Source organism: Ruegeria sp. A3M17, assembly GCF_003318255.1.
In the GTDB taxonomy this organism is placed as follows: Bacteria; Pseudomonadota; Alphaproteobacteria; order Rhodobacterales; family Rhodobacteraceae; genus Ruegeria.
In genome coordinates this window covers 203417-227000 of the sequence record NZ_QOCF01000014.1, presented here as the reverse complement: position 1 = coordinate 227000, position 23584 = coordinate 203417, and the positions used below count along the sequence as shown (strand labels likewise).

Annotated in this window: 19 protein-coding genes, 1 tRNA gene and 2 pseudogenes; 9 read left to right on the top strand and 13 right to left on the bottom strand. The window is 54.7% G+C overall.

Features of this window, described 5'->3' with window-relative positions; all coding sequences use genetic code 11:
* Nucleotides 1-5: 5 nt before the first annotated feature.
* Together ggt and DS906_RS08520 are read right to left on the bottom strand one after the other, a co-directional pair.
* Nucleotides 6-1799: a gamma-glutamyltransferase gene (gene ggt / locus DS906_RS08525; protein ID WP_113789766.1), complete on the bottom strand. Its 1794-nt coding sequence runs from the start codon at nt 1797-1799 to the stop codon at nt 6-8.
* 67 nt (nt 1800-1866) lie between these two features.
* Entirely contained in the window at nt 1867-2853 is a 987-nt protein-coding gene (locus DS906_RS08520) for a D-glycerate dehydrogenase (RefSeq protein ID WP_113790024.1), read from the bottom strand.
* Between the two features lie 198 nt (nt 2854-3051).
* Here DS906_RS08520 and DS906_RS08515 point away from each other — a divergent pair, with 198 nt between their 5' ends.
* Nucleotides 3052-3513 (top strand): SH3 domain-containing protein, encoded by a 462-nt coding sequence (locus DS906_RS08515; RefSeq protein WP_233494750.1) that lies wholly within the window; start codon nt 3052-3054, stop codon nt 3511-3513.
* Nucleotide 3514: 1 nt separating this feature from the next.
* Here the strand turns inward: DS906_RS08515 and DS906_RS08510 are convergent, their stop codons facing one another.
* A complete protein-coding gene (locus DS906_RS08510; protein ID WP_113789765.1) occupies nt 3515-4432 on the bottom strand; it encodes a haloalkane dehalogenase in 918 nt (305 codons plus the stop codon).
* A 305-nt stretch (nt 4433-4737) separates the two neighbouring features.
* Here DS906_RS08510 and DS906_RS08500 point away from each other — a divergent pair.
* Together DS906_RS08500 and DS906_RS08495 are read left to right on the top strand one after the other, a co-directional pair.
* Nucleotides 4738-4812: transfer RNA gene (locus tag DS906_RS08500), tRNA-Gln, on the top strand.
* A gap of 143 nt (nt 4813-4955) precedes the next feature.
* Nucleotides 4956-5408 (top strand): annotated as a pseudogene (locus tag DS906_RS08495) (tyrosine-type recombinase/integrase); the annotation flags it as partial.
* Nucleotides 5409-5588: 180 nt separating this feature from the next.
* On the opposite strand, the gene DS906_RS08490 reads toward DS906_RS08495, so the two are convergent.
* Nucleotides 5589-6611 carry a permease gene (locus tag DS906_RS08490; protein WP_113789763.1) on the bottom strand — a complete coding sequence of 341 codons (1023 nt, stop codon included), beginning with the start codon at nt 6609-6611 and terminating at the stop codon, nt 5589-5591.
* Nucleotides 6612-6696: 85 nt separating this feature from the next.
* Here DS906_RS08490 and DS906_RS08485 point away from each other — a divergent pair, with 85 nt between their 5' ends.
* The gene (locus DS906_RS08485) at nt 6697-7554 is read left to right on the top strand and encodes a LysR substrate-binding domain-containing protein (RefSeq protein ID WP_113789762.1); all 858 of its coding nucleotides are present in this window, start codon (nt 6697-6699) and stop codon (nt 7552-7554) included.
* A 557-nt stretch (nt 7555-8111) separates the two neighbouring features.
* On the opposite strand, the pseudogene DS906_RS08480 reads toward DS906_RS08485, so the two are convergent.
* Both DS906_RS08480 and DS906_RS08475 read right to left on the bottom strand, forming a co-directional pair.
* Nucleotides 8112-9587 (bottom strand): annotated as a pseudogene (locus DS906_RS08480) (IS481 family transposase); the annotation flags it as partial.
* Nucleotides 9588-9601: 14 nt separating this feature from the next.
* The gene (locus DS906_RS08475; protein WP_113789761.1) at nt 9602-10222 is read right to left on the bottom strand and encodes a recombinase family protein; all 621 of its coding nucleotides are present in this window, start codon (nt 10220-10222) and stop codon (nt 9602-9604) included.
* Nucleotides 10223-10380: 158 nt separating this feature from the next.
* On the opposite strand from DS906_RS08475, the gene DS906_RS08470 reads away from it, so the two are divergent.
* Complete coding sequence (locus tag DS906_RS08470; protein WP_113790023.1) at nt 10381-10881, top strand: GNAT family N-acetyltransferase; 501 nt, start codon at nt 10381-10383, stop codon at nt 10879-10881.
* A 134-nt stretch (nt 10882-11015) separates the two neighbouring features.
* Nucleotides 11016-11528 (top strand): LysR substrate-binding domain-containing protein, encoded by a 513-nt coding sequence (locus DS906_RS08465; protein WP_113789760.1) that lies wholly within the window; start codon nt 11016-11018, stop codon nt 11526-11528.
* Between the two features lie 237 nt (nt 11529-11765).
* Here DS906_RS08465 and DS906_RS08460 read toward each other — a convergent pair whose 3' ends face one another.
* Entirely contained in the window at nt 11766-12716 is a 951-nt protein-coding gene (locus DS906_RS08460) for an aminotransferase class IV (RefSeq protein WP_233494731.1), read from the bottom strand.
* Between the two features lie 126 nt (nt 12717-12842).
* On the opposite strand from DS906_RS08460, the gene DS906_RS08455 reads away from it, so the two are divergent.
* Nucleotides 12843-13307 (top strand): Lrp/AsnC family transcriptional regulator, encoded by a 465-nt coding sequence (locus tag DS906_RS08455; protein ID WP_113789759.1) that lies wholly within the window; start codon nt 12843-12845, stop codon nt 13305-13307.
* A gap of 151 nt (nt 13308-13458) precedes the next feature.
* Nucleotides 13459-14091 (top strand): tyrosine-type recombinase/integrase, encoded by a 633-nt coding sequence (locus DS906_RS08450; protein ID WP_113789758.1) that lies wholly within the window; start codon nt 13459-13461, stop codon nt 14089-14091.
* Between the two features lie 184 nt (nt 14092-14275).
* On the opposite strand, the gene DS906_RS08445 is transcribed toward DS906_RS08450, so the two are convergent.
* Nucleotides 14276-14938 (bottom strand): HAD family phosphatase, encoded by a 663-nt coding sequence (locus tag DS906_RS08445; protein WP_113789757.1) that lies wholly within the window; start codon nt 14936-14938, stop codon nt 14276-14278.
* 210 nt (nt 14939-15148) lie between these two features.
* Here DS906_RS08445 and DS906_RS08440 point away from each other — a divergent pair, with 210 nt between their 5' ends.
* A complete protein-coding gene (locus tag DS906_RS08440; RefSeq protein WP_233494730.1) occupies nt 15149-16234 on the top strand; it encodes a sugar-binding domain-containing protein in 1086 nt (361 codons plus the stop codon).
* A gap of 53 nt (nt 16235-16287) precedes the next feature.
* On the opposite strand, the gene DS906_RS08435 is transcribed toward DS906_RS08440, so the two are convergent.
* From DS906_RS08435 to DS906_RS08415, 5 genes are all read right to left on the bottom strand, one after another.
* Nucleotides 16288-18636, bottom strand: a complete 2349-nt coding sequence (locus DS906_RS08435; protein WP_158541301.1) for a glycoside hydrolase family 65 protein — start codon at nt 18634-18636, stop codon at nt 16288-16290.
* A 32-nt stretch (nt 18637-18668) separates the two neighbouring features.
* Nucleotides 18669-19652 (bottom strand): carbohydrate kinase family protein, encoded by a 984-nt coding sequence (locus tag DS906_RS08430; protein ID WP_113789754.1) that lies wholly within the window; start codon nt 19650-19652, stop codon nt 18669-18671.
* Nucleotides 19653-19712: 60 nt separating this feature from the next.
* Complete coding sequence (locus tag DS906_RS08425; RefSeq protein ID WP_199528516.1) at nt 19713-20690, bottom strand: substrate-binding domain-containing protein; 978 nt, start codon at nt 20688-20690, stop codon at nt 19713-19715.
* Nucleotides 20691-20859: 169 nt separating this feature from the next.
* Nucleotides 20860-22023, bottom strand: coding sequence for a sugar ABC transporter permease (locus tag DS906_RS08420; RefSeq protein WP_199528514.1), 1164 nt, complete (start codon nt 22021-22023; stop codon nt 20860-20862).
* 13 nt (nt 22024-22036) lie between these two features.
* Nucleotides 22037-23569 carry a sugar ABC transporter ATP-binding protein gene (locus DS906_RS08415; protein ID WP_113789752.1) on the bottom strand — a complete coding sequence of 511 codons (1533 nt, stop codon included), beginning with the start codon at nt 23567-23569 and terminating at the stop codon, nt 22037-22039.
* Nucleotides 23570-23584: the final 15 nt, after the last annotated feature.

Here is a 23584-nt window from a genome sequence, read left to right as displayed (position 1 = left end):
CCGGGCTATTCGCCCAGCGCAATTCCTTCACGACGTGGATCGGCACCGCCGACCAGTACATCCCCGATCTCAATCGCATGCAGGCCCGATGTCAGGTCGCGCGGGTTCACTTCAAAGCCCAACTCAATCAATGCGTCCGAGAAACCTTCGGCCGCGGTTCCTTCTTCCACGTCGTAAGTGCCGAAACGGTTGACGAGGTGCGGTAGCGACAAGGCCTGCTGCACATCCATGTCCCAATCCGCCCAGGCGATGATCGACTTGGCAACATAGCCGATGATACGGCTGCCGCCCGGCGATCCGATGGCCAGAACAGGCGCGCCATCCTGCATAACAATTGTCGGGCTCATCGACGAGCGTGGGCGTTTGCCCGGCTCCAGCCGGTTGGCAATCGGCACACTGTCACTGTGAGTTCTAAACGAGAAATCCGTCAGTTCGTTGTTTAGCAGAAACCCATTTGTCATCAGTCGTGAGCCGAATCCATTCTCAATCGTCGTCGTCATCGACAGGACGTTTCCGTACTGATCAACAATCGAGATATGCGAGGTCGAGGGTAATTCGATCGAGACATCGTCGGCCCAATTCGACGCATGATCGAACTCAGGATTTCCCGGCGCGACCTCTGTCAGGGCGGCTTCGCCGCTTAGCTGTGCACCGCGATCCGACAGATAGGCAGGATCCACCAACCCCTGCGTTGGCATGGGAACAAAATCATGATCGGCCATGTAGCGACCGCGGTCGGCAAAAGCCAGACGAGAGGCATCACCGATCAAGCGCCATGTATCGGTGTCTTCGGGGCCCATTGCAGCCAGATCATAGCCGTCCAGCATGCCCAAAATCTGACCGACGGTCAGCGCGCCTGACGATGGCGGGCCCATGCCGCAGACCTCATAGGCGCGATAAGTTGCGCACACTGGTTCACGCTCGATCACCTGATACAGCGCCAGATCAATTCCCGACAGAACGCCCGGGTTGCCTTCGGCGTTGCGCACGGTGCTGACGATGCCAGCGGCAATCTCACCGCCGTAGAAACCGGCCGAGCCTTCCTCGGCCAAAACATGCAGAGTTTCGGCATAGGCCGGGTTGGTCAAGCGTTGCCCCTGCTCAAGCGGCTTACCGTCGGGCAAGAAATATTCCGCGGTTGCAGGAAAGCGCGACAGGCGTTCGGCATCCTTTTCGACCAGGCCAGCAAGGCGCGGAGATACCAGGAAGCCGTCGTTCGCCAACGCGATGCCATCGGCAAACAGGCTTGGCCAGGGACTGCGGCCCCAGCGCCGGTGCGCCTCTTCCAGCAAGGCCGGTGTCCCGGGTGTGCCCACCGACAATCCGCCGACAACCGCATCAAAGAACTTCAGCGGTTCGCCGTTTTCGTCATGGAACAGCCTGTGGTTCGCCTCAAGTGGGGCCGTTTCACGCCCGTCCAGTGTGGTCAGCTTGCCCGATGCAGCGTCATACCAAACCAAAAATGCACCGCCACCAAGGCCCGACGATTGCGGTTCGACCAGCCCCAGCACAACCTGAACGGCGACCATTGCATCAGCCGCCGACCCGCCAGCGCGCAAAACCTTTGCGCCTGCTTCAACCGCCAATGGATTCGCAGCAGTGACCATCCAGTTTTCAGATGTGACCGGCTGCCCTGCCATCTTGGCCTCAAGCGCAGCGATCACCTCTTCGGTCAGGCCTTGCACCTGCCCCTCGGACGCGCCTTCGGGCGCAACGGCATCTGCCGTCTCCTGAGCGGTCAATGGTCCTACCAGCACCACCGCCGACAGCAACACTCCCGAAATCAGACTTCGTTTCATCGTATCCTCCTGAAAATATGCGTGTGTAAATTGGCACCGCCCGCATCAAAACGCGGGAAACACCTGATCAAAGCATTGCGGGGACCACCTGATCCGGCGGGCGGTGACCGTCTTCGAAAGTCTTGATATTTATAATAACTTTCTCGCCCATTTCGATCCGGCCCTCTAACGTGGCCGACCCCATGTGGGGCAGCAGAACAACGTTTGGTAACTGTCGCAATCTTGGGTTCACATCCGTCCCATGCTCATAGACATCCAGGCCCGCGCCGGCGATTTCGCCTGAGCGTATCCGGCGTGTCAGAGCGTTTTCGTCGATCACCTCACCCCTTGAGGTATTCACGATAACGGCTGTCGGCTTCATCAATTTCAGCCGTCGTGCATTCATCAAATGGAAGGTAGACGGTGTCGACGGGCAATGGACCGAAATCACATCCATTCGCGCCACCATCTGATCGAGGCTTTCCCAGTAGGTCGCTTCCATCTCTTGTTCGATCTCGGGGCGAAGCCTGCGACGGTTGTGGTAATGTACTTGCATTCCAAATGCGCTGGCACGGCGGGCCACGGCCTGGCCGATACGCCCCATGCCAAGAACGCCCAAACGCCGCCCGCCGATACGTCCGCCCAACAAGGCATTCGGCGCCCACCCGGTCCAATCGCCTTTTTGCATGACAGACAGACCCTCGGGAATTCGGCGGGTCACAGCGAGAATCAGCGCCATGGTCATATCAGCGGTATCGTCGGTCAGAACCCCCGGGGTGTTCGACACCAGAATGCCCCTCTGACGCGCGGTCGAGACATCGATATTGTCGACCCCTGCCCCGTAATTCGCGATCAAGCGCAGGTTTTCACCCGCTTGCCCCAAAAGGCCACCGTCGATCGTATCGGTCAAAGTTGGCACCAGAACATCGGCGGTTTTCACGGCCTTCACCAGTTCTTCACGGGTCATCGGGCTGTCATCGTCGCGCAACTGCACATCGAACAATTCGCTTAACCGGGTTTCAACCGCCTCGGGCAACCGTCGCGTAACGACAACACTCAGACGTTCTCTTGACACCTCTGCACTCCCACTGCTTTGCAAACCTTCGCGCGCCATGTCATCGTGGCGCAGGATAAGGCGGGGCACAAGAACCCCATAGGCATTGAGTCGACCTTTTTTCGAAGCAAGATCAACAGGCACAAGAGCAGACAGTAAGTGAGTGGTTTTCTACCCGTAAAACGCCTTGTTTCGGCGGCATTCGCTGTTTTCCTAACCGTGGTTGGCACCCTGCCCGCCAGCGCGCAGGACAAGCGTGGCCAAGTCACCAATCTGCCCCTTCCACGGTTTGTCTCGATGAAAGCCGCCGAGGGCAATGTGCGCCGAGGCCCATCACTGACTCATCGAATCGATTGGGTTTTCAAACGGCGCGGCATGCCACTGCAGATAACGGCAGAATACGGAAACTGGCGCAGGGTTCAGGATCGCGACGGCGCCGGGGGATGGGTGCACTATGCCCTGTTGTCCGGTGTTCGAACGGTGTTAGTCGATGCCGAACTACTGCCCGTTTACACCAGTCCGGACCCAAAGGCCCCGGTCAGCGCCCAATTTGAAACCGGCGTCGTGGCGCGCCTTGGCAGCTGTTCGTTGGATTGGTGTCAGATTTCTGCGGGCGGGTATCGCGGCTGGGCACAGAAAACGAACCTTTGGGGCGTCGACCCAGCCGAAATCCGAGAATAACCTAGTCGGATAGGGGTGTGCGCGCGATGAAATCGCAGGTCAGCTTGACCAGTTCCGGACCAACGTCTTCTTGCAAGAAATGCCCCGCATTCGGCAAGATAACATGAGGCTGCCCTGCGGCCCCCGGGCACAGTTTCTGGAACACCGCATCAATCCCCGCCATGACCAGATCATCGGCCCCGAAAGCAGTGAGGACAGGTGTCTGAAGCCCTCGGATCACCTCCCAAGCCCGCCGGTTCGGACCCGAGGAAGGATCATCAGGCGTCGCTGGCACTAGCATAGGAAACTGCCGCGCCCCGGCCTTGTAACTTTCATCTGGAAAAGGCGCATCATAGGCCGCGATAACGTCTTCGGACAGGGACGATACAGTTCCGCCTTTCAGAATTCCACCGGCCGGAAATACCGGAACCTCCTGGCTGAACCTGCGCCAGTTCTCAAACGCTGCGCCCATTGGCTGATCGCCAGTTGGCAGCGCCGTGTTGGCAATCACTATGCGCGCGAACCTCTCCGGCATCTCTGCCCATAACCGCAGCCCGATTAGCCCGCCCCAGTCCTGGCAAACCAGAGTGATGTTGCGCAGGTTTACCTTGCGCAGCCACTCACCCATCCAAGCCACGTGCCGCTCATAAGTGTAGTCGCTTCGTTCGGTTGGCTTGTCGGATCGCCCGAACCCAATCAGGTCTGGCGCAACCGCGCGATGTCCCTGCGCGACGAATCCCGCAATCATGTGACGGTAAAGGTAGGACCAGCTTGGCTCGCCATGCATCATCAGTATCGGATCGGCCTCGGCTGGCCCTTCATCCACATAATGCATCCGCAACTGGTCGCCTTCGGTGTCATCCACCTGCGCGTAATTCGGTGCAAACGGATAATCTGAGAGCCCCACAAACCGGGTATCTGGCGTACGCAGAAACTTCATTCTCTTCCCTTTCAGAGTTTCCGGCCTGAACGCTCTGCCGAAAATGTGCTTATCCAACCCTTAGCGAAACATTAGATTTCAAACATCGCACCGCAAGTTCAGGCTCAATGGGCGACCCATTCCGCATAAACTCCGCGGCCCTGGCAAACGACCAGATCACAGCAGGATTGAACACCTTTCCCAGGAAAACAAGCCACCCTCAGATCTTCAATTGGCACCTTCAGATTTTTTTCAATCCGCACTCATTTTTTTGTCTGAAAGGTCTTGAACCCACCGATCAACAATCGTAGACAGCGCCTCACCGTTGGGGTGTAGCCAAGTGGTAAGGCAACTGTTTTTGGTACAGTGTACCGTAGGTTCGAATCCTACCACCCCAGCCAACACCACATAAACCATTGATATAATTCAGGATTATTGATTTCTTGTCGCTATTTTCGGCCGACTTAGAGGTGTCAATTTATCCCAGACTGACATATCTCCGATAATCTGCCCGTTTCCCTGAAAAGTCTGGAATCGCCATTTCCGCGCTTGCGATCTCGTTCGCATGCAAGTCGTCGATGTGATGGCTTCTGGTCAGATCAAAGAGCGTGCGTCTGTCCTACAGAGCAAGACGCAGAAACCTGTCCGGTTCGAAATTTCAGAAGGCACACGTGCATCCGTTGCGAAATGGATGAAAGACCCGTTGATGGTCGGCTCCGAATATCTTTGGCCGGGCCGCTTTCATGAGCGCCTCCACATCTCAACACGTCAATATGCCCGGATTGTTCGGGACTGGGTAACGTCGATTGGCCTCGAAGCAACTGCCTATGGCACCCATTCAATGCGACGAACCAAGGTGACACAGATATACAAGAAGACCGGCAACCTGCGCGCAGTTCAGCTCCTGCTCGGGCACACCAAGATGGACAGTACCGTTCGTTATCTCGGCGTCGAGCTTGAAGACGCCCTTGCAATCGCCGAAGCCATTGAAATTTGACAAGTTGGGCCGTCTTCACCGACGGCCCAAAGCTGCCGTCCGCCCACAATGTTGTTCGCTGCGGTGCGGCCCGTCAGACCGGACTTTCGCCGAAATGCCGAAATGCTGGCTCAGTCGAACGCACAGTTCGCGGACTTTGTTGCCGTTCGCTGAACGTCTGCGTCTCGTTAACGCTGAATCTCAGACGATCCACCCAAATACATACCCCGCCCCGAGCGACCCCAGAACTGCAAGCAACAGATAGAGCATGAACGGTTGCAATTTGAGCACCGGTGCGATGGCCATAGCACCCCAGATGCTGACCGCGCCGCCCGAAACAAGGAACGCCATCGCTGCGCCGTCGGACATGCCGTTGTCGATCAACCCTCGTGTCAGCGGGAGCGCAGCGTAACCGTCGATATAGGCCGGGGCACCGACGAAGACAGCGGCGGGTATGGCCCACCATTTGTCTTCGCCAAGATATGCTGCCAGTGCGCCCGGTGTAAGGGCCGCGTTCAGGGCATACTCCGCGGCAAATGCCGGGATCAGGCAAATCAGGATAAGCCGCGTGGTTGCCCAGACCTGTTTGCTGAAAGAATGACGTCGCGCCTCAGACCGCCAGACCCAAGGATCAAAGGGTTGATCTTCGCCGCATCGTGCAGCACTTAGCTGGCGCGCAAGACCATTATCTCTAAGCGCGTTCATCGCCCACGGTGTCTTGGCGAATAGCCCTGTGACCACGCCCCCAAATATGCCTAGTCCGAAAGCTGCAAGTGTTTTGCCGATCGCAAAGCTCAAACCCAGTGTCGCGGCGGTTGTCGCGAGCATCGCCGGATCAGTTATTGGGGAGGACAGCCAGAATGCCATGATCGGAGCGAGTGGCACGCCCGCTGCCAGCAATCCGGCCATTAAGGGCAGCACTGTCACACCGCAGACCGGCGTGATGGCTCCGATAAGCGATGCCGCCAAAACCGCTCTCAGCGTCCTGCCCTCGAAGGCGCCAGCGATGTGGGCATCCGCGCCGCTTGCGATGATCCAAGCTGCTAGTACGATGCCCGGAATGACGATGGGGGCCACGACAATCAGGCTCCATAGGGCAAACTTTGCTGCGTTTGCGGCGTGTTCCGGCCAGGCAAGACAGACGCCTGCCGACAGAAGCAGAAACAGGCCCCACACTAAGGGTTTCCGGTTGGATGGTCGGTTGACAACTGTCTGATCTGACATGGGATACTCCTCTGACCTTGAAAAATAGTGCAGCACAAGGCATCTGTGAAACGCATAGTTTCAATTTCCGATATTGGAAAAACAAATGGTAAACTTGGATAGCGATCTTTTGCGAACCTTCGTCGCCGTGGCTGATGCCGGAAGCGTCACGGACGGTGCGGCCCGCATCCACCGGTCGCAGTCTGCAACGAGTCTTCAAATCAAGCGCCTCGAAGCGATCCTGGGTCAGCCGGTCTTTGACAGGCATGGTCGCGGGGTGGTCCTTAGCGACACGGGACGAAAGCTCTTTCCAGTCGCGCAGGAGGTGACGGCACGTCTCGACGCGGCACTACGGGAGATTTCACAGAACACGGTAAGCGGCAAACTGCGTTTGGGCATACCCGACGATCACGGGCGCGCCAGACTTGCGGCGATCATTGCGACCTTTGCCCGTCAACATCCGAAAGTCGAACTGGATGTCACCTGCGCCTTGAGCACGAGTTTTCCGGAAGCCCTCGATAAGGGGTCGCTGGACCTTGCGGTCTATGAGGTCGAAAACCCGTCCAGTCACGAGGAGGTTGTTTATGAAGACCCGACATGTTGGGTGTCGTCGGCGCACCGGCACTTTCCGGCCAATGAAAGCCTTCCAGTGGCCTTGTTCGATCATGCGTGCTGGTGGCGCGACGCGGCGGTCATTTCATTGCAAGCCCGTGGCAAGCCATATCGCGTTGTCTACTCCAGCCAAAGCGTCTCTGGTGTGATTGCAGCAGTAGAAGCCGGGATCGCAGTGGGTCTGCTCGGTCGCTCCTCGCTGCACGGCGGTCTATCGGTGGTGAACGATGCATTGGACCTCGGAAACACGCCCGCCTCCAAGCTGGTGATGGCATCCAGCAAGCCGAAAGTACAAGGGCCTCAGGACGCTATGAAGGCCGCGATCCGAGCCGCATTTTTGGCCAACCCATAAAAAAGCCGACCTTCGCTGCGCTCTGTCGAATGGGCAGGTCGGGCTCGTTGCCGTCATCGGAACAACCGAAGCATCTCATTGGAGGGCCTAGATCACGACGATGAGGACGGCCCATTGCGGACATTGGCCATGCCCGAACTCCGCTGCGGTGCGGCCTGTCAGACCGGACTTTCGCTGCAAGAGCACAGATGGCTGCATAAGGTCTGACAGGACCGCAGTTGCTTCTCATCCAACAGGTGGCTGAGGCGCGTAGAAATCAGATTGTAATGGCGTATCATTCTAGACTTAATGTTTGGAGTGCATCTTCTAGTCGCTGACGACGATCTTCGGATGCAAAAGGGGCCGAGGCTACGAACTCTTCAACCTGAAAACCTGGCTGTTGACCGCGCAACGCGGCCAGCACTGATTTTGCGCGTTCATGCATGTCTGACGTCAGCGCTTATGGGTCCAAATAGGGCGATTTGATAAGAGAGGGTTTCTGGCTCATCGTAACCACCGAGGAGTGGACGATGAGAAAGACGAACCAGAGCCCCGGCGAGAAGATCGTCAAGGACATAAAGCGGGCGACCCGCAAGCAGTATTCCTCTGAAGAGAAGATCAGGATCAACAAAGGGCTGGCTGACAATAGACAGAACTTCGGCAGAGCGGGCCAAACCGTCGTCAACGCCGCTGAGCGCCGCCCTTGGTACAGAGATTTTCTTCGCCAGATCACCGATCCGGTCAGCACGCGCCTGGGTCTGTGTTTTTCTTGGCTTGCGGTAACGATGCAGCGGAATTGGCCCACCTGACGGAAGATAGGGGCCGAACCGCTTGTCATTCCATTCAACGAATAGCTCATGATCAAACAGGCCCCACCAGAGGGTGACGGTTTCACCAGCAAGATCGGGATCGACCTCGTAGAATGTGCCATCAATTCGGATACGAGCGTCACCGGCGACCTTGCGTGTTTCCGGTTCCCGCGCAAAGGCACAAAACCGTTCCCAGGAACACATCTGGCGAATACCGGTTGCAGGCAGGTTACGGACCCAATCCTCAATCCGGCTGTGCGGTTCGCGCCGATGAGGTTTGGCATTGTATTGACCAATAAACCGCCAGAGCCAGACGTTTGCTTCAGCTTCAGTCTCCGGTTTATGGAAGTGGTATAGCGTCTCGTGGGCTTCCTTGATTGTGCGGAACGGACGCTCGACCTTGCCCTTTGAGCGCGCCGTCTGGCGGCGTCCATCGGAACCGGCAGGGTCATGGGTCATGACGCGCACGCCCAGCCGTTCCATCACCGTATGGAACACGCCGCTTTTGGCAATAGGCCCGTTGTCCAGATAAATGGCCTCGGGGATGCCTTGCAGGGCGGGGCCGTTCCCGTCCTTCGGAGCCATGGCATTGAAGAGAAACCTCAGCCCACTTTCAACATCCTCACCGTAGACACAGCGATATTCCTGATAAGACGTCCCGGATCGATCATCGACCACACTGAACAGCATCGGTACTGGCAGCCCTTTACGGTTTGGGTCGATCCAGGACGGTTGCTCGATTCCCTTGAGATCAGATGGGCTGATATCGAATTGCCAAAGCGCGTTCGATGTCCGTGCCTCAAACCGCACTGCCGCCGGTGCCCGCGTCATGCGGGCATGGTCATATCCCCAAAGGCGAAGATAGCGATTGACTGTTACCGGATGCAGCGTCCCCTCCGGTGCTTTGATCAAACCGTCCGGTGTCTCGACACCGAAGTTTTCCAGCAACTCAATCGCCCGAGCGGTCGACAGCTTGCGCCCCTTCTTGTTGGAAGTGCGGATCTTCAGCGCCGCGATAATTTCACAATACCGCTCCATGTCTGCACGCGGGGTTTTGCGAGGTTCGCCCCGATCAACCCTGCGCAATCCTTTGGGGCGCAATTGACCGGCCAAAGCCCGGTAAACAGTTGCGCGTGATACGCCATACATATTGGCGGCACCTTCAATGATAATCCGCCTCCCCGGATCGCGCGGTGCAAGATCATCCAGCCTTCGGCGCAAGTCGAGCAAAGCCTCCGCTGGTATACCGCCGCCTTTGCTCATGAGGCGTCCGCATCCAACAATTTCTGACCTGGCGCTTTCACGCTGCCATCGCCATTGACGTACTCGTAAAGCGTGGTTGTTGTAATTCCGAGCCGTTTGGCCAAGTCGGACGCGTGAGTTTCCCGGTCAGCCATCGCCGTCATCGCCATGCGCAACATGGTGACATCCATCTTGCGCGGCCGCCCACCTTTGCGGCCTCTGGCACGCGCGGCAGCAAGACCGGCTCGGGTGCGCTCGGCGATCAACTCACGTTCGAACTCAGCCAAACTGGCAAAGATGCCAAAGACCAGCCGCCCGTTGGCCGTCGTCGTATCAATCTCAGCACCGGCCCCGGCCAGCACGCGGAGGCCGACACCCCGGTCGCGCAATTCATCGACCGTTGCGACCAGGTGCTTGAGATCGCGGCCCAACCTGTCGAGCTTCCAAACGACAAACGTGTTTCCTGGCTGAAGCGCCTTAAGACAAGCATCGAGGCCAGGTCTGTGATCCTTTCGTCCGGACGCCTTGTCTTCATAAATGCGATCTGCCGCGACACCAGCATCAATCAGAGCATCGCGCTGCAAATCCAGGAGCTGGCTCCCGTCTGCTTTCGACACCCTTGCATAGCCAATGAGCATTCGGCTCGGACTCCGCCAGATTAGATAGGCCATACCCTGCAAGCTAATGAAGTTTTCCGCAACGGTTTTTCTGGTGGATATTTGACGGGAGCATCGCTAACGTCGCCCCCACAAGGAAAACGCTCGTTTTCCGGGTTCTATTGAGGTCACTTTTGAACATGACATATTCCGTTGAAACACTAACTGCTGAGCATGCGGCGGATTGGCTCAAACTCAGATTGGAGGGGGCGGAACTCTATCCTTTAGGATTTCTGATCACAGTAGAAGAAGCCTCTGAAATGACTGTGGACAGGGCTGCAGAAATTCTGAGTTTCGGAGGAATGCGTGGTCTCTTTTTCCAAAGTCAGCTTGTTGGGTTTGCCGGATATCGACCAGAACGGTTGGCGCGCACCCGCCATCGCGCAGAGGTTGGCCCCTTCTACATAAGAACAGAACATCACGGTAAGGGCGCGGCTGGAGATCTTATGATGGCTATTGTCGACGAAGCAAAAAGCGCAGGGGTAGAGCAGCTCGAACTATTCGTTGATACTGAAAATGCACGGGCGATAGGGTTCTATGAAAAATTTGGATTCGAACGAATAGCCACCCACCCGGATGGCGTAAGGATCGACGGAAATTCGCGCAGCGACCATTTCTACAACAAGAAACTACGGCCGTGAGCAGCCGTGACAGTCTCAAAAGGGCTTTCTCAGTCTCAGCAATGCGATCCCGTCGCAAATAATCTGATCTCAGTCTCAGAAATTGTGATCCCAAGACGCACTACAGTCTCAAATAATCCGATCCGAAATCAGCGATGATCTCAATCCCAGGGCCGGATAATCTCAATCCGCTACACCTAGCTGTTGTCTATTGCAACGGGAACATCCCGGGCTGGGACTGCGTCAAAATTCTGGATGTCGAAATGTTCCCGGTTGCAGCGCCGGATATTGCCAGGCAAGCGGAGCAATCAAAGGTCTTCTCTAGACAGCCACAGCTTGAAGACTCTCCCCCGCTACTCGAGTTCGACAACCTCGCACCTGATTGGATCAACTGGCAGACTTGGTCAAAGAAGGTGGAACTTACGGATTTCGAAAAACGGTCTAAAGTCCACTGCAACAGTTATGTGCAATCCGTAGGCAAAGCATTGAACGGCGCCGGGATCGCACTGGTGAATGGTTCAATGTTGGAAGAGGAACTCTCCAGTGGCGCACTCGTCAGGATCGGAGAACCGAGCCTTAGACCAGGAAGTGCATATTACCTTTGCAAAAAGCAAGGGGGCGGGCTCTCTCTCAACGCGTTGGCTTTGTTCCAGTTTCTGACAACTTAGAACCCGTGTGAGATTTCCAATTGTCTTTGGAACAGTAAACTTAATCGATCCCGGTCCGAAGTCTGACGACCCACTTAAAGCAGGCATGTTGACTGAAAATTCAGCTTTCGTTCTCAGATATCGAACGTTACGGCCCAACCCTGTCTTTCGCAAAACACGCAGCGTTCTCATTGGAGCAATGACCAAGTCGCAGGACAAAGCTTTCATTCAAATTGCGGACTGTTTGATTACGTCGCATTACTGCTCAGTCGATCCCGGGTAGCTGACTACGCTCCGGTACCTGTCGTCCTCATGGAGTTGCCAATAGAGCGCCATCATAAGTTTCGAGAGCAGGCCAACTTCTCCCGATCCAACGGGTTGCCCATCTATTGTGGAAACGGGCATGACACCTCCGGCCGTTGATGTCACAAAGACCTCATCCGTCGACTTCAAATCTTCAACCGTGATATCCTGAGCGTGGCACTGGATGCCCATTTCGGCGCAGAGGTCAAAGATGGTTTGACGTGTAACTCCCAACAAGACGCTCAGATTGGGAGTTGAAACCTTGCCGTCCTTAACTGCAATTATATTGAACCCGGGCCCTTCAGATACATTGCCGTTGGTATCAAGCAGCACGGCTGTGTCCGCCCCCCGTTCGTAGGCGGCATAAAGCGCCTTCACCATATCCAGCCAATGGTAGTTCTTGACCGTCGGGTCGACAGAGGATGGTGGGATACGCAGCACATCCGTCAAGGCCAAGTGCAAGCCACGTTCCATCTGTTCTTTGTTGGCGACAGAGCCGAATGGAATGGCAAACGCAATAAAGCGGTTTTCTGCATCTCTCGGATCCCGACTGAAGTCCGGGGATGTCCCCCTTGTGCAGATGAATTCCACATAAGCGTTTTCGAGCCCGGACAAGGCGACGCAATTATGCAGGAATTCAGCCACTTGGGCCTTACCATACGGAATAGACATATGCAGTTCTGCCATACCACGAAAAAAGCGCTCCAGATGGTCTCCTAATCTGAAGAATGCGCCTTTCCACACATGGACAACATCATAGGTCGCATCTGAATGCAGGAACCCATAGTCCAGAACCGATAGCTTCGCCTCCTGGATCGGTAAATACTGCCCGTCCATATAGGCAACACCGGGCGGGTAGTTGCGATGATCAACGTGGCGCGCGGTTAACATGGGCAATTTGTGCATGATCGAACTTTCGACGAGAGGATTCGGCTTGTCCGCTTGAAAGTATCCGCCTTTTCTGAGCATTTTGCCTGATAACTGATGTATTCCGCGCAATGTGACGCAAAATCGAAAAGGTGAGTGAGCAATATGCCAACTTTGCTGGATGACACCGACAAGAAGCTTCTGGATATGCTTCAGCGGAATAATCGCCTGACGGCAGACGAATTAGGGGATCATGTTGGAACGTCACGCTCGTCGGTTCAACGGCGCATGAAACGGTTCAGGGATGAAGGGATCATCGAAGCGGACATTTCTGTCCTGTCCGCAAAAGCCATCGGGCGCCCCATGACCTTTATCGTTGAAGTCGAACTGGAACGCGAACGCACCGATCTGCTGGATGAATTTCGCCGCTCCATGCTTGCGTTGGATGATGTTCAACAATGCTATTACGTAACAGGGCACACCGACTTCATTCTGATTGTCACATCCGCGGATATGGCGGCATATGAAGAATTCAGCCGACAGGTGTTTACTGACAATCCCAACATCCGAAGGTTTCACTCAAACGTCGTCGTGAATCGCGTAAAAGCTGGATTGCAGGTGCCGCTTTAGTATTTCAGTTGGGCAAATTCTATTGCCCAACGGATGTCTGTCTCGGGCTCGCGGCGGCTATCGGTAGCGGCACGTTATGGTGTGATATGGCAGATAGTCAACATCGGGTTGTCGTTGTGGGAGGGTATGGCGGATCGGAGGAGGATCAGTCATGGAAACACCAAACTTACCCGCCATTCGTGCGCTTCGGCCTGCTTGGAACAAGGGTCGAATTGTCGGCCAGAAGCGCCCGCTGAAGCCAAAACATGTCTGGGCGATCAGAGTTCGCCTGGAGCTGGCCGAAAACCATCGGGACCTCGCTCTCTTCAACATGGCAATCGACAGCAAGCTTCGCGGCTGTGATCTCGTCCGGATGCAGGTGGTGGATGTCATGGCGTCCGGCCAGATCAAAGAACGCGCCTCAGTTCTGCAGAGCAAAACACAAAAACCTGTTCGCTTCGAGATTTCTGAGGGCACTCGGGCGTCGGTCGCGAAATGGATGGAGGATCCGCTGATGGTCGGATCTGAGTTTCTTTGGCCAGGTCGATTTCACGAACGCCTACATATCTCAACACGGCAGTATGCCCGGATCGTTAGGGATTGGGTCACTTCAATCGGGTTGGAAGCAACCGCCTATGGCACCCATTCCATGCGACGGACCAAGGTAACCCAAATATACAAGAAGACCGGCAACCTGCGCGCCGTTCAGCTCCTGCTTGGGCATACCAAGATGGACAGCACGGTCCGATATCTTGGCGTTGAACTTGAGGACGCACTCGCTATTGCTGAAGCGATCGAAATCTGACGACTTGGGCCGTCTTCATGGGCGGCCCATTGCGGTCGTCGAGAAAGCGTCACTGAGCTGCAGTGCAGCACTGCCAAACCGGACCTTTGCAGCGACTGCAAGAGATCGGAAATGCGGTACTAACGCTTAGAGCAAATTTTCATACTGCCTCAAAGAAATCCAATTCAATTTAGCCAAACAGCAATCAAACATGCACCTCGGACCTCGATTCATCTATCCGCTCGATGTCAATCTCAGCCAGAGAAGAAATGACATAATCTGCGGCAGTTAATTCACTTTCGTGTTCTTCGTGAAGAAGACCAATACAATAGAAACCACCATTCTTCGCCGCTTCGACCCCGGACGTAGAATCCTCAATCACAACACATTCGTCCACCGTCAGACCAAGTCCGCTGGCTGCGGCGAGAAAAATATCCGGGTTGGGTTTCCCATTTTCGACATCGTCGCCTCCGATTACAACCGGGAAGGCATCCAACAGCCCGGCTTTTTCAAGAACGGATCGAACGTTGGCGCTGCTGGAAGCAGCTGCCAGCCCGTAACCCTCGGACTGGCATTGCCTGACAAGTTGAACCGCTGCATCGAAAACCCGGAACTTTCCTCGCTCGATCATTTCAACATAGTAGTCATTTTTTTTGTCGGCGGCGGTTCTGACTTCATTTTCCGAATGCCGTGTCATGACCGCACGAGCTCCGTCGTAGCGGGGGCGACCGTCGACAAGGCGTCGATATTCAGGCTTGCCAAACTCATACCCGTGTTCTTCAAACATGCGTTTCCAGGCCGCAAAATGCGCCGGCACGGTGTCGACCAAAACACCATCGAGGTCGAAGATTAGTCCTTTGGTTGGCATGCTGAATCTCCTGGTTCGAGCGAGTGTCAGAAACACGTAGCATGTCAGGATTTTTCTTCAATTGACTGGCATGTGAATGTTTATCTGGCATAGTTATTCATACCGCCAGGATCGACTTACTGGACAATGTTGGGCCAAATGATTGACGTAAAGAAACTACCCTTCGAAGAACGTTCCCAGTGCGCTGCTTATATGCGTGCAACGCACAACATGTCACAGGTGGAGATCGGCGTCGTTCTTGGTGGCCTGTCTCAACCGCATGTGTCGCGATTGCTGAAACATGCTGAGCGGCAAAACTACCTCGTCATCGAACAGCGCTTCGTCAAAGAGCAATTCTCGGATGAATGGATCCGCCAGATGGACGAATTACTGGCTCCTTCTGGGCTGAATTCGGACCTGAAAGAATATTGCGTCAGGAACGGTCTCAGGTCACCCCGGCTTGGCGTCTTCGAAAGTGGACCGGGGAACACCGAAGCGGCTCTGGCGCAGCGCCGTACCAGATTTGGACGAACCGCCTCTGGACGATTAACAGAACTGATCGAAAAATCAGACGTCATCGGCGTTGCTTGGGGACGGACAATCAAGTCTTTGGCGGAGGGGATCGCCGCCTCAAGGCAGCCCATAGATAAATCGCGCAAGACAGAATTCGCGGCGGTTTGCGCCGAATTGGTGTCGTTGGCGCAGCACGGATACTCTGCCAGCCGGCTTGCCGGAACGTTTGATGAGCTGTTTAACGAAAAGCAGGAGGAAAGCCCCCAGCTGACCGGCTTCCCGGCATATATTCCCCGCCACTATGACGAGACCATGCGCCGCTCCATTTGGCAGTACATCTCTGACACGCCGGGATTTCACCGCGTGTTTTCAGGACCTGACGCTTTGATTGACAAAATGGACATGCTGATCTCCAGCGTAGGGTCTTCAAGCACCCCGGTTCTGGGTAGTTTCGAAGAATTGGTTCAGGCAGGCGGTTTGAGGGCTGATGACCTCAGGCAACTGGTTGTGGGTGACCTTGGTGGCATTTTGATTCCCAGAACGGGTATATCCCAAATCAAAATGGACCTGATTGACGAATTGAACGGGCTTTGGACCGGGATCAAAACAGAGCACGTAAAGGCAATAGCAGATCGGGCTTTTGACGATCCCAATCAAAGCGGCGTTGTCGTCGTAGCAATTCAAAAAGAACGTGGTGATACGGTGTTTGAACTAATCTCCAGAGGTCTTGTAAACGAATTGCTCATTGATCATGCCGCCGCGGAACAGTTGCACAATCGAGTTGCTGAAGCACTTACGGACTGACCGCATCACCTCGGCTTGGTCGGCTACTACCGCCTGACTCAAAACGGCAATCGTTACGCTGGTTGCGGCGCGAAGACAACGTCCTCTCCGGCGACCAAAGTAACAGAGCGTCCCATTACTTCGATCTCTTCTCGACTGCCGGATGGGGCAATGAACCGAAAGCGACATTCGTCATGAGAAATCGTAACCTCGACGTCATTCCCCTGCCACTTCAGGTTAAACCGGATGGCAGTCCATGCTTCGGGCAGCCAGGGTTTGAACGTCATTTTCCCATGCTTGACCCGGAACCCGCCAAATCCACACACAAGCGACTGCCAGGTGCCGCCGGCCGATGCGATATGCATCCCGTCCTGCGTGTTGCCTTGATTGTTGATCAGATCGACAAAGGCCGAGCGATCAAAATAGCGATGGGCAGAAGATATGTCGCCGACTTCGATCCCCATGATTGAATGAATGGCCGGGCTGAGAGACGATTTGTGCATCGTACGTTTTTCGTAAAACGCGTAATTCGCCGCTTTGACTTCGTCTGAAAACTCGTCAGGTAAGAGATAGTTCAACATGATCACGTCTGGTTGCTTGAGCAGCATTGAACCGTTCAGTGAGAAGTGGTCATGCCCTTCGGGATAGACGGGCATACGGTTTTTGTCCCATTCGGTGATGGGAATATCCTTGAGCTGGAAATAACCCTCAAACTGTTCGATCAGATTGCGGGACGGATCAAATGGAACATAGATCTTTTCGGCCGTTTCCAACCACTGATCCACTTCTTTTTCAGTCAAATCCAACCGAACCCGCAATTCGTCATGAACCTCAGACGAACTTTCACTGAGTACTCTGAAAACACGTGCCGATTGCTCAAGATGCCACTTCGCCATTCGGTTGGTGAACGTGTTGTTGTCGACATGTTCATGAAACTCGTCCGGCCCGATTACGTTGGTCAGCTCATACCGATCCTTGTTTTCGTTCCATTCCAGCCGACTGATCCAGAACCGGCTGGTCTGATACAAAACTTCTGCCCCGAAATCACGAAGGAATTCGTGATCACCCGTCGCCGCAACGTAGCTGAGGATCCCATAAGCGACACAAGCGGTGACGTGGATCTCTTCTTCTCCGGTCCAAATCCGGTTCGCACCGTCCGCCGTCCATTTTGGCGTTGTCTCCACCCCGGTATCAGCGGATTCCCAAGCGTATTGGGCGCCTTCAAATCCGTTCATTCGGGCATTTTCAATCGCGCCCTTCAAAGTGTTGTAACGGTATTTCAGAAGCGCTTTGGCCGTCTCCGGCTGTGTGAAGATGTAAAACGGTAGCAGGAAAATTTCGGTGTCCCAGAAGACGTGACCTTTATACCCTTCGCCAGACATGGACTTGGCGCCGATGTTCGCGCGTGGGTCGTTTTCGTTGGCGGCAATCAGCAGATGATAGATATTGAAACGCATTGCTCGCGTCGCTTCAGGATCACCCGTCACCACGCAATCACAAGCGTCCCATTTCGCTCGCCAAGCTGCTGCGCTTTCGCTCAGACAGGTTGAGAACCCCTTGGCTTGTGCTGTCTCCAGCGACGCTTCGCATTTTGCCGCCACCTCTGCACCGTTCAGGTCTCGTGACGTGTAAATTGACACCAGCTTTTCGAAGGTCAGACATTGCCCGTTGAGCGCATCAACTGAAACGGCTTGCGAAACCTGCTCATAATCACGGTTTGCGCCTTTGAACTCGCTGAAGGGAGGACTATCCAAGGTAGTCGCCATGCCAATCGTAACGCCGGTGTCCAGAGTCTGAGCTTCGATATAGGACGCATCGCTGCTTGCACGTGACTGAGTGACCTTCAGGTGTCGGCTTTTGGCCCACTTCTCCCATTTGACCTCGGGATGGAAGACAGGGTTTCCCTGATATGCTGGCAGGCGGTCCAGGTTGTATCGATGAGCATCAAGCGCGCTTTCGACGGTGATCTCGGACGAATGGTTCACTGGCGTGACGATCAGGCGAATGCCGCTGATGTGCTGATCGGCAAAACTGGCAAACCGGATGCTGTTGATGCGAGTGCGACGGCCCGTACTGTCTTCAAAAACGGTATCGCGATGCAAAAAACCGGTCTGTAGATCCAATACGCGCTTATGTTCGACAATTTTGCACGTTTGGACATCCAGAGCCTCACCTTCCACGCGAACCCGAAGTGGCAACCAGGTAGGAACATTGACCTGATCGATCACAGTCGAGTCATGGTGATCGTATACACCTGCCAGATAGGTGCCAGACAGCTCTCCTTTATGGCCCTCTTCCAGCGATCCGCGTGTGCCCTGATAACCGTTGCCGACCGTGAAAATGGTCTCCTTGAAGTTCGCATCGTCTAAACTGAATTGCGTTTCTTCGATCAGCCAATCGCTACTGCTCAGCATTGTCTGCATGTCAGGCTCCATTCGGTGATGTTTCGGAAAGTTCAGTCGCCGTAGGTTTCGGCAATCTGACGTTCGGTTTCTTCCAACGATCCGTAGACGTCCAACTCGCTGCTCGAGCAGCGCTGCGCCCCCGCACAGTTGCCGAACTGGCAGGCTTTGACGAAATCGCGGGTCTTGAGGTAGCCAAAGGCCAAGCCACCAGCAAAGCTATCGCCACAGCCGGTGGTGTCGACTACATCCTCGACAAGCACGCGTTTGACCAAGTGCTCACGCATCCGGCCGGTCTCGTCTTTGTGGTAGACGGCGCACCCATGCTGATCCAGCGTGACGTAGAGCGCTTTGACACCAAGATCCAGGCAGTGCCGCGCAAACTTGGGCAGCTGGTCCATCGTTAGTTCGCTTATGTCTTGCAGTTCATCTGAACCGTATTCACCCTTGAACCAACTGCATTGAGCTTCTTCCAGGTTCATCTTCAGCAGATCGATATGTGGAAGCCACCGATCTCGGTCGATCCAGAATTTGTGATACCGTTCGCCATGCGCCGAGCAGCCGCTGGTGGGGCCATGCGCATCAAACACAACCAGACCATCGCTGTTAGTCTTGATGTAACGGATTGTCTCCAGCGGCACTTCAAAGTCGGTTATCGGAACGAAAACGAAGGCATCGCAATCCATCAGGTCTTCAATATCTTCTGGCAAGATTGGATTCATGAAACCCGTTTGCTTCTCGTTGCGCCGGTTCTGGTCGACATAGACCAGATCAATCACTGCGCCCTGATCCGCATCTCCAGTAATATGGCTAACATCAAGATGGCGAAATTCGGACAGTAAGCCCCGGATATTTTCGACGTCTGTTTCTCGTACGTGACTGACCACATTTATTTTTGATCCCTGACCAGCCAGTGAGGACATGCAGACCGCCGTGTAAACCGCGCAGCCAAACTTTTCGAATTTCTCACCTTGGTAGCTGGTGATCTTGTCCCTTGGGATCGGGCCAAGTACTGCGACATTGATCTTGTCCGACATTTCGGTCCCTTACATGTTTGCTCTGCTTTTCCGACTGACGCCAACGTCACTATAACAGCTTCAGTTCTGATAGATTTGCTCGCTGGTATAGAACCCACCTTCGATTACGGTGGCATCGATCGTGTCTTTCGTTACTGCAAGGACAGGGGTAATTACCGTCGGGATTTCCGCGAAGCCGTTGTCTATCAGTGTATGTTCACCAATCAGGTCAGTGATTTCCGCGTCCGGTGATTGCGCGATATTGACGGCGATATCGGCCGCCCGATAAGCCAACGGTTTTATCTGTTTCCAGATCTCCAGCGCTTGTACGTCGGTGGCGACCAGCCTGACATTTCTCAAGTCAGCATCTGATCCGGCGACAAAAACCTGATCCGTTGATGCCAGGTCCTCGTCTGACAATGCCGCCAGAACACCGAATGCAAGCCCGCTGTTATTGGCGATAAAGGCATCGATATCGTTGTCATATTCGACCAGTAGATTTTCGGTAGTGTCTCGCGCCATGTCTGATGACCAGTCAACGTGGCTGCGATCAGCGACAAGTTCTATCCCCGGATAATCCGCAATGACCTTAAGCACGCCGCTACTCAGTGCTTCAGCATTGGCGTCGCCGGGTTGACCTCGGATCAGGGCGATGCGACCTGCCACCCCACCATTTGTATCATTCAACCAGGCAACCATGGCCTCGGCCTGCAACTGCCCCACAGCCCAGCTGTCCTGCATAACCATGACATCAAGTGGACCGCCCTGAAGCATCGAGTCATATCCGACAACCTTGACGCCCTTATCATGGGCCAAATTAACAAGGGCTCCGGCAGTCGCGGTGTTGACGGGTTGCAGAACCAAGACGTCCACTCCGAGATCCAGCATTTCCTCGACTTGCTGCAACTGGCGCAATGGATCATTGCCGCTGCTGTCGAATATCACGTTTGCCCCTTGGGATTCCGCACGTGCAGTGAACAAAGATTTGTCAGACTGATATCTATCTTCCTGCATGGTCTTGAGCAGGAATCCGATTGTAACGTCGTCTTGCGCTGCCACAATCATAGGCAAAGATGCCGATAGAAGGCCGGCCAAGCCCAACACTCTGAGGCCATTTGTGCGTAAGGTTGCTATAATGGACGGTACCATCGCTCACCTCCCAATTGTCATACAGGATTTCGGGGATTTTGGCGGTGCCCCCGGTACGCTAACCGGGGGCTGGTCCACCTCATTTCTTTTTCTGCATCACATCGAACCACACGGCGAGGATGATGATCAGGCCTTTGATGATCAGCTGATAGAACGTCACCACTCCCAGCAGGCTCATGCCGTTGTTCAGAACGCCGATCAGCAAGGCACCGATGATGGTACCGCTCACCCTGCCCGAGCCACCCGCCAGACTTGTGCCACCAATGACAACTGCGGCAATCGCGTCCAATTCGAACATGGTACCCAGGTTGGGGGATGCACCATTCAAACGCGAGGCAAGGATAATCCCGGCCAGTGCCGACAGTACCGAGATGACTGTGTAAACGATCATCTTGGTGCGAACGACATTGATACCGGACAAGCGTGCCGCATCTTCGTTTCCACCAAGAGCGTAGAGGCGGCGGCCAAAGCGGGTGCTATTGAGCGTGTAGATCCCGGCAAACGCTATGACTGCAAAGATCGCAACAGGAACTGGGATACCCTTGTAGCTGGTGAACACGTGGAAAGCCAAAGCAAAACCACCGATCATAACGGCACCATTGACCAGCAATTCCTGCATGTTGACTTCGACGCCGTGCGCCCGGCTTTGCTGCACATCCCGGAAGATCGAATAGACGGCAAGCGCAGCGCACACGATCAAAACGATGCTGGACATCATCGGCGGGATATAAGCCCCACCAATTAGCGGAAACACGTCACTTGTTACCGGTACAGAACTGCCGTTGGTCAAGGTCAGTGCCAAACCACGTGCGATGGTCAGCATGCCAAGGGTTATGATGAAGGGTGGTATGTTGAACTTGGCTATCCAGAACCCGTTCCACGCGCCGATACCAACGCCAACGACCAAAAGGGTAGCCGGAACCGCGAGTACTGTTGGTACTCCGTATTGCATCATCAGTGTACACACCACAGCCGATAAGCCGACGACAGAGCCCACAGAAAGGTCTATACCGGCAATGAGGATGACCATGGTCATACCGACGGCAATGATCCCGATGATGGTCACCTGACGGGACAGGTTGCTGAGGTTGCGCGCGGTAAAGAACGCATCGTCAGCAAAGCTAAGCCCGATGACCAGCACGATCAGCGCAATCAGCGTCGCGTTGTCCTTGATGAAGTTTATCAGGTGGTTTTCCTTGGCGCCGTTGACGCCAACACCTGCAACGTTGCTGTCAGCACTCATTTTGTTTCCTCCCTTACGCGCTGCCGGTGGCATACGCCATGATTGCTTCTTTCTTTGCGTCGTCCCGTTCAAAGTTCGACACAATCTCGCCTTCGCACATCACCAGAATCCGATCGCACATGCCCAAAACCTCAGGCAGCTCAGATGAAATCATGATGACGGTCACGCCTTGCTGAACCAACTCGTTCAGCAGTTTGTAAATCTCAACCTTGGCGCCGATATCGATCCCGCGCGTGGGTTCATCCAGAATGAACACATCTGGCTTGGAATTCAGCCATTTACCCAGAATGACCTTTTGCTGGTTACCCCCGCTGAGCGTGCCGATAACCGTGTCAATTGACGGCGTTTTCACACCAAGCTGATCGACGTATTCCTTAACGACTTTGCGCTCTTGCTGGGTGTTGATGATGCCCAGAACTTTCGAGCTGATCGTCTCAAGCGACGAAATCGTCGTGTTGAACGAAATAGACTTGTCCAGAAACAGACCCAGTGCCTTGCGATCTTCGGTCAGCAAGGCAATGCCGGCTTCAATCGCGTCTTTCGGCGATTTGATCTCCAGCTTCTGCCCGTTCAGCTTAACCTCGCCTGTTGTCTGGTCCGGGTAGGCGCCAAACACGCCACCAACCAATTCGGTTCGACCCGCACCCATCAGCCCCGAGATACCCAGAATTTCACCCTTGCGGGCAACAAAGCTGGCATTCTTAACCAAATAACTCCCCGGCATATCGGGGTTCGTGACAGACAGATCGTTAACTTCCAGGGTTACTTCACCTGGGGTAAAATCGACCTTCGGGAACATGTCTTTGATATCGCGGCCAACCATTCGGGCGATGATTTGATCAAGAGTGATATCTGCGATCGGAGTAACTTCACCGATGGTTTGACCATCACGCAGAACCGCAATCCGGTCGGCAATCTGCTCAATCTCTTCCATTTTGTGCGAGATGTAGCACATGCAAACGCCATCGGCCTTCAGCTTGCGGATAATGCGGAAAAGATCTTTGACTTCTTTATCCGTCAGTGCCGAGGTCGGTTCATCCAGTACAAGGATTTCTGCCTTCAGTGACAAAGCCTTGGCGATCTCGACCATCTGCTGCTTGCCCACGGTGATGTTCTGCACCAGATCGGTTGGGCGAATGTCATTGATGCCCAGTTCGGTCAGCAGCTTCTGTGTTTCGGCAAAGGTCTGGTTCCAATTGATCCGGCCCTTGGCATCGGTGAACTGCCGATCAAGAAATATGTTTTCCGCAACGGATAAGCCGGGGATCAGATTGAGTTCCTGATAGATGATGCCAATTCCGGCGGCCTCGGCTTCCTTAGTGTTGGCAAAGCGAACCCTCTCGCCCCGCAAATAGATATCGCCTTCGTAGGTTGGATAGGGCCAAACCCCACTGAGCACTTTCATCAACGTGGATTTGCCTGCTCCGTTTTCCCCCATTAACGCCAGAAGTTCGCCAGAGCGGGCTTCGAAGTTGACATTGTTCAGGGCGCGAACACCGGGAAAATCCTTGATGATACCCTGCATTTTCAGGACGACTTCAGACATGCTTTTTCCCATCAC